Consider the following 11,062-nt stretch of genomic DNA (forward strand, 5'->3'; position numbering starts at 1 on the left):
CGTGATCTCCGCCTCCGGTATCGAGCTGCGCGCCGGTGCGCGCGTCCTCATCGAGAACGCCACCTTCCGTGTCGCCAAGGGCGACCGCATCGGCCTCGTCGGCCGCAATGGCGCAGGCAAGACCACCCTCACCAAGGTCCTCGCTGGCGAAGGCATCCCGGCCGCCGGCAACGTCGCCCGCTCCGGCGAGGTCGGCTATCTCCCGCAGGACCCCCGCACCGGCGACCTCGACGTCCTCGCCAGTGACCGCATCCTCTCCGCGCGCGGCCTCGACGTACTGATCCGCAAGATGCGTGAGAACGAGCAGCGGATCGCGGGCGGCCAGGGTGCGACCCGCGAGAAGGCCCTCAAGCAGTACGAGCGCCAGGAGACCGAGTTCCTCACCAAGGGCGGGTACGCCGCCGAGGCCGAGGCCGCCACCATCGCCGCCGCGCTCAACCTGCCCGACCGTGTGCTCGGCCAGCCCCTGCACACGCTCTCCGGCGGTCAGCGCCGCCGTGTCGAGCTGGCCCGGATCCTCTTCTCCGACGCCGACACGCTGCTGCTCGACGAGCCCACCAACCACCTCGACGCCGACTCGATCATCTGGCTGCGCGACTACCTGAAGACCTACCGCGGCGGCTTCATCGTCATCTCGCACGACGTCGACCTGGTCGAGACGGTCGTCAACAAGGTGTTCTACCTGGACGCCAACCGCTCCCAGATCGACGTCTACAACATGGGCTGGAAGCTCTACCAGCAGCAGCGCGAGGCCGACGAGAAGCGCCGCAAGCGCGAGCGCGCCAACGCCGAGAAGAAGGCCGCCGCCCTCAACGCGCAGGCCGACAAGATGCGCGCCAAGGCCACCAAGACGGTCGCCGCGCAGAACATGGCCCGCCGCGCGGACAAGTTGCTGTCCGGCCTGGAGGCGGTCCGCCAGTCCGACAAGGTCGCCAAGCTCCGCTTCCCCGAGCCCGCGCCCTGCGGCAAGACCCCGCTGATGGCCGAGGGGCTGTCGAAGTCGTACGGCTCCCTGGAGATCTTCACCGACGTCGACCTGGCCATCGACAAGGGCTCGCGCGTCGTGATCCTCGGCCTCAACGGCGCCGGCAAGACCACCCTGCTGCGTCTGCTCGGCGGGGTGGAGCAGCCCGACACCGGCGAGGTCCGCCCCGGCCACGGCCTCAAGCTCGGCTACTACGCCCAGGAGCACGAGACCCTGGACGCCGACCGCACGGTCCTGGAGAACATGCGCTCGGCCGCCCCCGACATGGACCTCGTGGAGGTCCGCAAGGTGCTGGGCTCGTTCCTGTTCTCCGGCGACGACGTCGACAAGCCCGCCGGTGTTCTCTCCGGCGGTGAGAAGACCCGTCTCGCCCTCGCCACCCTGGTCGTGTCCTCCGCGAACGTCCTGCTCCTGGACGAGCCGACCAACAACCTCGACCCCGCGAGCCGCGAGGAGATCCTCGGCGCCCTGCGCACGTACAAGGGCGCGGTCGTCCTCGTCACCCACGACGAGGGCGCCGTCGAGGCGCTCCAGCCCGAGCGGATCATCCTGCTGCCCGACGGCGTCGAGGACCTGTGGGGCGCCGACTACGCCGATCTCGTCGCCCTGGCTTGATCGAAAGACTGATCCACTGCGTATGGATCATTCGGCCGAGCCGTGATCCATCATCTGTGTGAGATCTCCTCGTATCGAGGTGTGTCGTACATCGATTTCGCGGCCGATCCCCTTGCCACCAAGGGATCGGCCGCTTCGCGTCCCTGACCTGGCACTTCGCGAATCCACCCGTTCGGCCTCATGGGCGCTCCACTGTGGAATCGTGGATTCCGCATGTGGGGATGTGCTCCTGTCGTCACAACGATGTCTCACGGACCTTGCCGAATGGGTGGCCATCACGCCGTGGAGGGGTGATCATGAGGAGACCAGAGCGCACTTCCCATGAGGAGGCACGGGTGGCCGAGACTCTGAAGAAGGGCAGCCGGGTGACCGGCGCCGCGCGCGACAAGCTCGCGGCAGACCTGAAGAAGAAGTACGACTCCGGTGCGAGCATCCGGGCGCTGGCCGAGGAGACCGGCCGCTCGTATGGCTTCGTACACCGGATGCTCAGCGAGTCGGGCGTCACGCTCCGTGGGCGTGGCGGAGCGACCCGGGGCAAGAAGGCCGCATCGTCCTGACTCCGGGCGGCCCATCGCCTTCGACGGTGGCCACCCGGTCGGTTGCCTGATCGGCCGGGTGGTTACTGTGCAGTCACTTAGCATGCCAGTACGGCAATGCGTGATGACCGCACCCATCGGAGGCGCCCCATGGCTTCGCCCGACCAGGACCTCGCTCCTGTACTCGACAAGGACGGCGTACGGCTCACCGTCGACGACGCGCTCGCCACGGTGACGCTGACCAATCCGGCCAAGCGCAACGCGCAGAGCCCCGCCCTGTGGCGGGCGCTCACCGAGGCCGGTCGGCTGCTGCCGGGCTCCGTCCGTGTCGTGGTGCTGCGCGGCGAGGGCAAGTCCTTCTCCGCCGGACTGGACCGTCAGATGTTCACTCCGGAGGGGATCCCGGGCGAGCCGACCTTCACCGATCTCGCGCGCCGTGACGACGCCGGGCTCGACGCGTCCATCGCCGAATTCCAGGAGGCGTTCACCTGGTGGCGGCGGAACGACATCGTGTCCATCGCCGCTGTCCAGGGGCATGCCATCGGTGCCGGGTTCCAGCTCGCGCTCGCCTGCGACCTGCGGGTCGTCGCGGACGACGTGCAGTTCGCCATGCGCGAGACCGCCCTCGGCATCGTTCCCGACCTGACCGGCACGCATCCGCTGGTCGGCCTGGTCGGGTACGCCCGTGCGCTGGAGATCTGCGTGACCGGGCGGTTCGTCGGGGCGCAGGAAGCGGTGGCGTCGGGGCTGGCCAACCTTGCCGTGCCCGCCGTCGAACTGGACGGTGCGGTGGGGGACTTGGCCGCGGCGATGATGGCTGCGCCGCGGGATGCCGTGGTGGAGACCAAGGCGTTGCTGCGCGGTGCTGCCGGTCGTACGTACGACGAGCAGCGTGCGGCTGAGCGGGCTGCCCAGGGGCGGCGGCTGCGGGACCTGGCCGGCGTCGGCGAATGAGCCGGGGCGGCGGTCAGCCGACTGCCGTGACCAGCACCGCCACGGTCGGGTGATCGTCCAGCGCGTCCCGTACCGCCATACGTACCTGCCGGGCCACGTCCACGGCCCGGTGGTCCGTGCCGGTCGCCAGTTCCACGCGTACGTGCCGGTGGGGCAGGGTGGTTCCGTCGGTGCGCTGTTCGACGTGCACCGCCCGGCCCAAGCCCGCGAGTGAGCCCGTCAGACGGGTCACCCCGGGGACGGACAGCGCGGCTGCCGTCGCGAGGGACTCGTCGGGGTTCGTGGTCTCGCGGGCAGGTGGCGGCTGCGGTGCGGCTACCGCGTCCCCCTGCCCGTCCGCTGCTTCGAGCAGGTCCGTCACCCGCAGGTCGACCTCCGTGACCGTGAGGCCCAGACGGTCCGTCGCGGCTGTCGCCAGCGTCAGCCGCAGGCGGGACGCCGTCGTCGGCAGGGGCTCGGCGGCGGTGGCCGCGAAGTCCGCCGTCACCCGGAGCGCACCCGGGAAGAGGGCGCTCGGCGGAGCCGGTACGACGGGTTCGTGGACGTCCTCCGGATCGGCGAGCGTGATCCGCAGCGTGCCGAGGCGCACGTCCGGTACCTCCGTCGCCGCCGCGCGCGCCAGCACCGCCGCGGCCGCCCCCTCGGCGATCCACGCCCCGTCGCGCGGGCCGCCGAGCGGCAGCAGCCGGCCAAGCCCCAGCTGATGCCTCACTTCCTGCGCCCACCGGTCCGCCGTCATTCCTCCAGCCTGCCGCATTCCCGGCGCACAACCGAGCATCCTTGCTTACGGTGGTCACAGGACGACGACCGAAAGGGACGTACGGCGATGACCGAGATGACGACGACCCCAGAAGGTGACAGCGAGCCGCAGGTGTCGACCCGTAAGGCCACCAGGCGCGGCGGTGGGGACCCGGCGACCCGGGGACGCACCACCATCGCCGACGGTGTCGTGGAGAAGATCGCCGGACTGGCCGCCCGGGAGGTGCTCGGCGTCCATGCCATGGGCAGCGGCCTGGCCCGCACCTTCGGCGCCGTGCGCGACCGGGTGCCGGGCGGTACGAAGTCGGTGACCCGGGGGGTGAAGGCCGAGGTCGGCGAGGTGCAGACGGCGCTCGACCTGGAGATCGTCGTGGACTACGGCGTGTCCATCATCGATGTCTCCCGCGCGGTACGGGAGAACGTGATCGCCTCCGTGGAACGGATGACCGGACTCGAGGTCGTCGAGGTCAACATCGCGGTGAGCGACGTCAAGCTCCCCGAGGAAGAGGAAGAGGAGCCCGCGCCGCCCCGGATCCAGTGAGGCACCGGGCCCCGCACACCTGACGAGCTGAGGAGTGCTGCATGAGCATGGCCGTGGTCGGCATGATCGCCGGAATGGCGCTGGGGTTCGCCGGGTACTTCGGCGGGTTCGGGGCCTTCCTGCTGGTGGCGGCGCTGGGCGCCGTCGGGTTCATCGCCGGCCGGTTCCTGGAGGGTGACCTGGAGCCCGGTGACTTCTTCCGCACCCGCGGCCACCGGCGCGACCGCGGGCGGTGACCGCCGTGAGCGCGGAGACGGGCACGGTGCGCGGGCCCCTGGACCTCGCGCCGCCCGGCGAGCGGGGTGCCACCCGGATCGCCGACCGGGTCGTCGCGAAGATCGCCGCCCAGGCCGCACGCGAGGCGCTCGCCCCGCTGCCCGAGGGCGTCGCACCCCCGCACGCCACCGTCGTCGTCCACCACGACACGGCCCGCGTCCGTGTCGTCCTCGAACTCGGCTACCCCTGCGACATCGGCGCCCGCTGTGCCGCCGTGCGTCGCCAAGTCGTGGAGCGGGTAGGCGCGTTGGTGAGCATGGAGGTGCCGGAGGTCGCCGTCCAGGTCGAGCGGCTGCACCGGACACCGGCACCCGGCGCACCCCACGGGAGGACGCCATGAGCGAGCCCCGGCCACCCGAGAGTCCCACCCATCGACTGCCCGTCCTCGACATCGACAAGACCCCCGACGCCCCACCGGCCCTGCTCCCCGAAGGCAGCGGCCGCTTCTGGTCGGCCCGCCGCGTCCCGGCGGGCATCGTCGCCCTGTGCCTCCTGGCCGGCGCGGCCGTCTTCCTGTACGACATCGCCGCGGTCCGCGCCCACCGTCCGGCGATGCACTGGCGCGGGGCCCTGGCCCGGCAACTCGCCGAGCGGCCCCTGGACAACGCCTGGGTGCTGGCCGGAGCGGGGGTCACCGCCGCCCTCGGCCTCTGGCTGATCGTGCTCGCCCTCACGCCCGGCCTGCGGGACCTGCTGCCCATGCGGCGCCCGCACTCCGACGTCCGCGCCGGACTGAGGCGCGAGGCGGCCGCCCAGGTGCTGCGCGACCGGGCCATGGAGGTCTCGGGCGTCCGAGCGGTACGGGTGCGGATGCGGCGGAAGCGGGCCGATGTCCGCGTGGTCTCGCACTTCCGCGGTCTGGACGAGGTACAGGCCGACCTGGACGCCGTACTCACCGAAGCGGTCCGGGGACTCGGTCTGTCCCGCCCGCCCGCGCTGTCGGTGCACGTCCGACGTCCCGGACCGAAGGGGTGAGGCGGATGCGCAGGGGCACCGTCAACCGCGTCCTGCTCGGACTCGTGGGCCTGCTGCTGCTCGTCCTGGGCGGCGCGGTGCTGGCCGTGGGCCTGGGCGCGCCGCCACCGCACTGGTGGCTGCACACCGGCCCGCACGACGTCCTGCTCAGCAACGCCGAGCGCACCCGCTGGCGGCAGGCCGGCTGGTGGTGGCCGACGGTCATCGCCGCCCTGGCCGTCCTCGTGCTGCTCGCCCTGTGGTGGCTCACCGCGATCCTGCGCCGACGCCGTCTGACCGAGGTCCTGGTCGACACCGGCGACGGCGAGGGCGCCCTGCTCCGCGGCAGGGCCATGGAGTCGGCCCTGGCCGCGGACGCGGCCCACCAACAGGGCGTGACCCACACCGAAACCCTGCTGACGGGCCGCCGTACGACGCCCGCGGTGCGCGTGTGGCTCCAATTGGAACCGGACGTCGACCCTGGAACAGCACTGATCGACTTCACGGCCCAGGCGCTGACGCACGCACGCGAGTCGGCGGGGCTGGCGTCACTTCCGGCGGAGGTACAACTGAGGGCGGTGAAGCACCGTGCAGAGAGGGTGACTTGATACCGCGAACCCTCAGAACCCGTGCCTCATGCCCCCGTCCACCGGCACCATGATCCCCGTCAGATAGGAAGCCGCCGGAGACAGCAGGAACGCTGACACCCGCCCGAACTCCTCAGGCGCCCCGTACCGCCGCAACGGAATCCGGGCCTCGTTCGCCGCCCGGGTGGCCTCAGGATCGGCGGACAGCCCGTCCAGTTCGCGCACGCGATCCGTGTCGATGCGCGCCGGCAGCAACCCCACGACCCGGATGCCCCGCGGCCCCAACTCGTCCGCGATGGACTTGGCGAACCCGGCGAGGCCGGGCCGCAGCCCGTTGGAGATCGTCAGCGCGGGAATCGGCTCGTGCACCGACCCGGACAGCACGAACCCGATGACCCCGCCCGGCTCCAGCTCGGCCGCCGCCGCGCGGGCGAACCGGACCGCGCCGAGGAACACCGACTCGAACGCGTTCCGCCACTGCTCGTCCGTGTTGTCCGCGACGAACCCGGGCGGCGGCCCGCCGACGCTCACCAGGACGCCGTGGAAGCCGCCGAAGTGCTCCCGGGCGGCCGCGATCAGCCGCTCGGGCGCCCCCGCGTCGGAGTTGTCGACGGCCACGCCGACCGCGTTCTCGCCCAGCTCGGCGGCCGCATCGGCCACCCGCTTCTCGTCACGGCCGGTGATGACCACCTTCGCCCCGTCGGCGACCAGCTCCCGCGCGGCGGCGTTGCCCAGCCCACGCGTGGCGCCGGTGACGATGTACACCCGGTCCTTCAGTCCAAGATCCATGGCCCCTATCCTGCCCCGTGCCCGGTGCTGCGGTCCCCTCCGTCCCCGAACAGCGTGAGGGCGGTGTTCACCAGCGCGATGTGGCTGAACGCCTGCGGGTAGTTGCCCACCTGGCAGCCCAGCTCCGGGTCGTACTCCTCCGCCAGCAGCCCCACGTCGTTGGCGAGGCCGACCAGCTGCTCGAACAGCTCCCGGGCCTCGTCCGTGCGGCCCGTCATGTGCAGGGCGTCGGCGAGCCAGAACGAGCAGGCGAGGAAGGCGCCCTCGCCGCCCGGCATCCCGTCGACGCCGACGGCGTCCGTGTCGTAACGGCGCACGAAGCCGCCGTGGCCCAGGTCCTCGCGGATCGCGTCGACCGTGCCGATCACACGTGGGTCGTCGGGGGGCAGGAAACCGACCCGCGGGATCAGCAGCAGCGCAGCGTCCAGCTCGCGCGAGCCGTAGTACTGGGTGAAGGTGCCCCGCCGGCGGTCGAAGCCCTGCTCGCACACCTCCCGGTGCACCGCGTCGCGCATCGCCCGCCAGCCGTCCGGATCGCCGCTCAGGTGCGGATACTTCTCCAGCGTCCGTACGGCGCGGTCGGCGGCCACCCACACCATCACCTTCGAGTGCACGAACTGCCGTCGGCCGCCGCGCACCTCCCACAGGCCCTCGTCGGGCTGCCGCCATGCCGACTCCAGGAACGTCATCAGTGCGCACTGCAGCGACCACATGTGCGGCACGGTGCTCAGGCCCGTCTCGCGGGCCAGGTACAGCGAGTCCATGACCTCGCCGTACACGTCCAGCTGGAGCTGCTCGACGGCTTCGTTGCCGATGCGTACGGGTGCGGACTCGGCGAACCCGGACAGCCAGTGCGCCTCCCACTCCGTCAGCCGTCGCTCGCCCGCCAGGCCGTACATGATCTGCAGGTCCGCCGGGTCGCCCGCGACCGCGCGCAGCAGCCAGTCGCGCCAGGCCTCGGCCTCCCGGTGATAGCCCGCGGAGAGCAGGGCGCCGAGGGTGAGGGTGGAGTCGCGCAGCCAGCAGTAGCGGTAGTCCCAGTTGCGCACACCGCCCAGCTCCTCGGGCAGCGAGGTGGTGGCCGCGGCGACGATCCCGCCCGTCGGGGCGTAGGTCAGGGCCTTGAGCGTGATCAGGGACCGTACGACGGCGTCCCGGTGCGGCCCGTCGTAGCGGCAGCGGGCCGTCCAGCGCCGCCAGTCCCGCACGCTGATGCTCAGCGCTTCGTACGGATCGACGAGCGCCGGGCGCGGCTCGTGCGAGGGGTGCCAGGTCAGCACGAAGGCGACCCGCTCGCCCTCGGTGACGGTGAACTCCGAGTGCGTCGCCATCTGCTCGCCCCAGGTGTGCACGTGCGGTTCGGCGCGCAGCCACACAGAGTCCGGGCCGGCGACGGCCACCCGATGGCCGTCCACGCGGCGCACCCACGGCACGATCGAGCCGTAGTCGAAGCGCAGGCGGATCGTGCTGCGCACGGTGACGCGCCCGCTGACGCCCTCCACGATGCGTACGACGTCGGGGGCGCGGTCGCGCTGCGGCATCAGGTCGGTGACGCGCACCGTGCCCTCGGGGGTGTCCCACTCGGTGTCGAGGACGAGGGTGTCGGGCCGGTAGGCGCGGCGGGTGCAGGTGCCCGCGTCCTTCGGTGCGATCCGCCAGTGGCCGTTGTCCTCGTCGCCCAGCAGCCGGGCGAAACAGGCGCCGGAGTCGAAGCGGGGCAGGCACAGCCAGTCGATCGAACCGTCCCTGCCGACCAGCGCCGCGGCCTGCTCGTCGCCGATGAGGGCGTAGTCCTCGATGCGCGCGTTCACGGGATGCGGGTTCCCGAAGGTCCCCAGGGCCAATCCGGAGGTGCGCCGGGGGAGTGACGTCTCCCCGGGGCGCCGGGGATCACACGGCGGCCGGTTCCGTCTCCTCGGGCGTCTCCTGGGCCGCGGCCTCCTCGCGGTCGCGGATCTCGCGCCGGACCAGGAACCACCAGCCCACCGGGACACCCGCGGCGAACAGCCACCACTGGATCATGTACGCGTAGTTCAGTGGGGCGTCCTCGCTGCCCGGGTCGGAGATCTGCTCCGGGGAGCCGCCCTTGGGCTCGGGCGCCGTCTGCTCGACGTAGCCGCCGAGCACCTTCGCGCCGAGCCGCCGCGCCTCCTCGGCGCTGTCGATCAGCATGATCTGCCGGTCCGGCAGGCCCTTGACGTTCTTGATGCCGCTCGCCGCGGTGGTCTCGTCCGCCTTGAGGCGCCCGGTGATGGTGGTCCGGCCAGCCGGCGGCGCCGGGATCTTGGGGAAGGCGGTCTGCACGCCGTTCGCGGGGATCCAGCCGCGGTTGACCAGCAGCACCTTGCCGTCCGTCAGGACGAACGGGGTCAGGACGTGGAAGCCGACCTCGTCGTCGGAGTTGGTCCGGCGGCGGACCACGACCTCGCGGGAGGGGTCGAAGGTGCCGGTCGCGGTGACCGTGCGGTACTTCTCGGCGCGGGTCACGGTGTGCCCGGGGGAGGTGAGCCGCTCCACGGGGACCGGCTCGGCGTGCAGCGCCTGGGAGACCAGGTCGTTGCGGGCGGTGCGTTCCTCGTACCGGTGCTGCTGCCAGAAGCCGAGCCTGATCATCGTCGGGATCAGCGCGATCGCCACGAGGGTGAGGATCACCCACTGGCGGGTCAGCAGGAAGCGGTAGCGGTGCACCCCACGACGGTACAACTCGGTCGTGGGGTGCGAGCGCGCGGGTGCCGGGTCACACGCGGTCGACGATCCCCACCTTCCCCTCGGCACGGGCGCAGTGGGCGCCGCAGTAGAAGCTGCCGTCCGCCTCGACGCCCTGGCCGATGATCGAGACCTTGCAGTGCTCGCAGACCGGGGCCATGCGGTGGATCGCACAGGAGAAGCAGTCGAACACGTGCACAGCGCCCTGTGCGTGGACCTCGAAGGTCATCCCGTAGTCATTGCCGCAAACTTCGCAATTCGCCATGCGCCACAGGGTGAGCCGTCGCCCTCGCCGCGAGGTGGCGGACGCCGGGCGAGTCGCGGTGAATCACCCATCCGTACGGTCCCGCGCCCGCTCACCCGTCGGCGGGATCGACGTCCCTCAGCAGCTGCCCGAACGCGGCCTCGTCCACGATCGGCGTGCCGAACTGCCGCGCCTTGACCACCTTCGAGGTGCCCGAGTCGGGGTCGTTGGTGACCAGCAGGCTGGTCAGCCGGGACACGCTCGTCGCCACATGCAGCCCGGCCTCGGTCGCCCGGTCCTCCAACAGCTCCCGCTCGGTGGAGGTGTCCCCGGAGAACGCCACCCGCATGCCCTGTTTGAGGCGTTTGCCGTCTTCGTACCGGCCCGGGTTGGGGTAGGGGCAGGCGGGCCGCTTCCGGGACGGGCGCCAGCTGGACGGCCGGTAGCCGCCGTAGCCCCCGCTCGCCTGCCGGCCGATCCGGGGCGTGTCCGACCACTCCGTCAGCGGCCGGCACTCCAGCAGCGGCAGCCGTACGCCGCCCGTTGCCGCGGCCCGCAGACTGGGCCGGAACGCCTCGGCGAGCACGCGCGCGTCGTCCAGCGCGTGGTGCGCCCGCTGCTGTACGACACCGAAGTGCGCCGCCAGCGACTCCAGCTTGAAGTTGGGCAGCGGCAGCCCCAGCTCCTTGGACAGCGCGATGGTGCACAGCCGCTGCCGCACCGGAGCCTCGCGCTCCGCGCGCGCGTACTCGCGCGCGATCATCTGCCAGTCGAAGACCGCGTTGTGCGCGACCAGCACCCGGCCGTCCAGCCGGGCGGCGAACTCCTCGGCGACGTCCGCGAACAGCGGCGCCCCTTCGAGCACCTCGCTCGTCAGGCCGTGTATCCACACGGGGCCCGGATCGCGCTCCGGGTTGACCAGGGTGTACCAGTGGTCCTCGACCTCGCCGCGCTCGTCCAGCCGGTAGACGGCGGCGGAGATGATCCGGTCGTCCCGGGCCAGGCCGGTGGTCTCCACGTCAACGACCGCGTATCCCTTCGGATACGCGGCCGGCCACTGGGTGGGGGAGGACACTGCGGTCGCACGGTCTTCGAGCATGGTCATTGAGGATACGG

General features: G+C 71.8%; 14 protein-coding genes. 8 read left to right on the forward strand and 6 right to left on the reverse strand.

Features of this window, described 5'->3' with window-relative positions:
* The first annotated feature begins 1 nt into the window (after nucleotide 1).
* From ACFY3C_RS15875 to ACFY3C_RS15885, 3 genes are all read left to right on the forward strand, one after another.
* Entirely contained in the window at nucleotides 2–1,600 is a 1,599-nt protein-coding gene (locus ACFY3C_RS15875) for an ABC-F family ATP-binding cassette domain-containing protein (RefSeq protein ID WP_386573938.1), read from the forward strand.
* A gap of 335 nt (nucleotides 1,601–1,935) precedes the next feature.
* Nucleotides 1,936–2,157, forward strand: a complete 222-nt coding sequence (locus tag ACFY3C_RS15880; RefSeq protein WP_004002281.1) for a helix-turn-helix domain-containing protein — start codon at nucleotides 1,936–1,938, stop codon at nucleotides 2,155–2,157.
* Between the two features lie 129 nt (nucleotides 2,158–2,286).
* Entirely contained in the window at nucleotides 2,287–3,090 is an 804-nt protein-coding gene (locus ACFY3C_RS15885) for an enoyl-CoA hydratase/isomerase family protein (RefSeq protein WP_390771112.1), read from the forward strand.
* Between the two features lie 13 nt (nucleotides 3,091–3,103).
* Here the strand turns inward: ACFY3C_RS15885 and ACFY3C_RS15890 are convergent, their stop codons facing one another.
* Nucleotides 3,104–3,829 carry a nucleopolyhedrovirus P10 family protein gene (locus ACFY3C_RS15890; protein ID WP_390771113.1) on the reverse strand — a complete coding sequence of 242 codons (726 nt, stop codon included), beginning with the start codon at nucleotides 3,827–3,829 and terminating at the stop codon, nucleotides 3,104–3,106.
* Between the two features lie 87 nt (nucleotides 3,830–3,916).
* Between ACFY3C_RS15890 and ACFY3C_RS15895 the strand changes: the two genes are divergently transcribed.
* Genes ACFY3C_RS15895 through amaP form a run of 5 tightly spaced genes read left to right on the forward strand, consistent with a single transcriptional unit; the run spans nucleotide 3,917 to nucleotide 6,228 of the window.
* Nucleotides 3,917–4,390 (forward strand): Asp23/Gls24 family envelope stress response protein, encoded by a 474-nt coding sequence (locus ACFY3C_RS15895; protein WP_390771114.1) that lies wholly within the window; start codon nucleotides 3,917–3,919, stop codon nucleotides 4,388–4,390.
* Nucleotides 4,391–4,431: 41 nt separating this feature from the next.
* Nucleotides 4,432–4,626, forward strand: a complete 195-nt coding sequence (locus tag ACFY3C_RS15900; protein WP_390771115.1) for a hypothetical protein — start codon at nucleotides 4,432–4,434, stop codon at nucleotides 4,624–4,626.
* A complete protein-coding gene (locus tag ACFY3C_RS15905) occupies nucleotides 4,623–5,006 on the forward strand; it encodes a hypothetical protein (protein WP_386573932.1) in 384 nt (127 codons plus the stop codon). The genes ACFY3C_RS15900 and ACFY3C_RS15905 overlap by 4 nt, the downstream gene beginning before the upstream one ends.
* Complete coding sequence (locus ACFY3C_RS15910) at nucleotides 5,003–5,641, forward strand: DUF6286 domain-containing protein (RefSeq protein ID WP_390771116.1); 639 nt, start codon at nucleotides 5,003–5,005, stop codon at nucleotides 5,639–5,641. Before ACFY3C_RS15905 ends, ACFY3C_RS15910 begins: the two co-directional genes overlap by 4 nt.
* Nucleotides 5,642–5,646: 5 nt before the next feature.
* Entirely contained in the window at nucleotides 5,647–6,228 is a 582-nt protein-coding gene (amaP, locus tag ACFY3C_RS15915; protein WP_386573930.1) for an alkaline shock response membrane anchor protein AmaP, read from the forward strand.
* Between the two features lie 12 nt (nucleotides 6,229–6,240).
* Here amaP and ACFY3C_RS15920 read toward each other — a convergent pair whose 3' ends face one another.
* The 5 genes from ACFY3C_RS15920 to ACFY3C_RS15940 all read right to left on the reverse strand — a co-directional run bounded on the left by ACFY3C_RS15920 (nucleotide 6,241) and on the right by ACFY3C_RS15940 (nucleotide 11,045).
* The gene (locus ACFY3C_RS15920) at nucleotides 6,241–6,996 is read right to left on the reverse strand and encodes an SDR family oxidoreductase (protein ID WP_386573929.1); all 756 of its coding nucleotides are present in this window, start codon (nucleotides 6,994–6,996) and stop codon (nucleotides 6,241–6,243) included.
* Between the two features lie 5 nt (nucleotides 6,997–7,001).
* Entirely contained in the window at nucleotides 7,002–8,807 is a 1,806-nt protein-coding gene (locus ACFY3C_RS15925) for a glycoside hydrolase family 15 protein (protein WP_390771117.1), read from the reverse strand.
* Between the two features lie 79 nt (nucleotides 8,808–8,886).
* Nucleotides 8,887–9,684 carry an SURF1 family protein gene (locus ACFY3C_RS15930; protein ID WP_386573927.1) on the reverse strand — a complete coding sequence of 266 codons (798 nt, stop codon included), beginning with the start codon at nucleotides 9,682–9,684 and terminating at the stop codon, nucleotides 8,887–8,889.
* Between the two features lie 49 nt (nucleotides 9,685–9,733).
* Nucleotides 9,734–9,967, reverse strand: a complete 234-nt coding sequence (locus ACFY3C_RS15935; RefSeq protein ID WP_066991839.1) for a hypothetical protein — start codon at nucleotides 9,965–9,967, stop codon at nucleotides 9,734–9,736.
* A 91-nt stretch (nucleotides 9,968–10,058) separates the two neighbouring features.
* Nucleotides 10,059–11,045 (reverse strand): DEDDh family exonuclease, encoded by a 987-nt coding sequence (locus ACFY3C_RS15940; RefSeq protein ID WP_390771118.1) that lies wholly within the window; start codon nucleotides 11,043–11,045, stop codon nucleotides 10,059–10,061.
* Between the last annotated feature and the right edge of the window lie 17 nt (nucleotides 11,046–11,062).

Source organism: Streptomyces sp. NPDC001410 (assembly GCF_042895235.1).
Taxonomy (GTDB): Bacteria; Actinomycetota; Actinomycetes; order Streptomycetales; family Streptomycetaceae; genus Streptomyces.

Excerpts from the sequence above, each read along its gene's own strand:
- ACFY3C_RS15900 (WP_390771115.1), top strand. The coding sequence starts at position 4,432 with ATGAGCATGGCCGTGGTCGGCATGATCGCCGGAATGGCGCTGGGGTTC.
- ACFY3C_RS15935 (WP_066991839.1), bottom strand. The coding sequence starts at position 9,967 with ATGGCGAATTGCGAAGTTTGCGGCAATGACTACGGGATGACCTTCGAG.
- ACFY3C_RS15890 (WP_390771113.1), bottom strand. The coding sequence starts at position 3,829 with ATGACGGCGGACCGGTGGGCGCAGGAAGTGAGGCATCAGCTGGGGCTT.
- ACFY3C_RS15885 (WP_390771112.1), top strand. The coding sequence starts at position 2,287 with ATGGCTTCGCCCGACCAGGACCTCGCTCCTGTACTCGACAAGGACGGC.
- ACFY3C_RS15940 (WP_390771118.1), bottom strand. The coding sequence starts at position 11,045 with ATGCTCGAAGACCGTGCGACCGCAGTGTCCTCCCCCACCCAGTGGCCG.
- ACFY3C_RS15910 (WP_390771116.1), top strand. The coding sequence starts at position 5,003 with ATGAGCGAGCCCCGGCCACCCGAGAGTCCCACCCATCGACTGCCCGTC.
- ACFY3C_RS15895 (WP_390771114.1), top strand. The coding sequence starts at position 3,917 with ATGACCGAGATGACGACGACCCCAGAAGGTGACAGCGAGCCGCAGGTG.
- ACFY3C_RS15920 (WP_386573929.1), bottom strand. The coding sequence starts at position 6,996 with ATGGATCTTGGACTGAAGGACCGGGTGTACATCGTCACCGGCGCCACG.
- amaP (WP_386573930.1), top strand. The coding sequence starts at position 5,647 with ATGCGCAGGGGCACCGTCAACCGCGTCCTGCTCGGACTCGTGGGCCTG.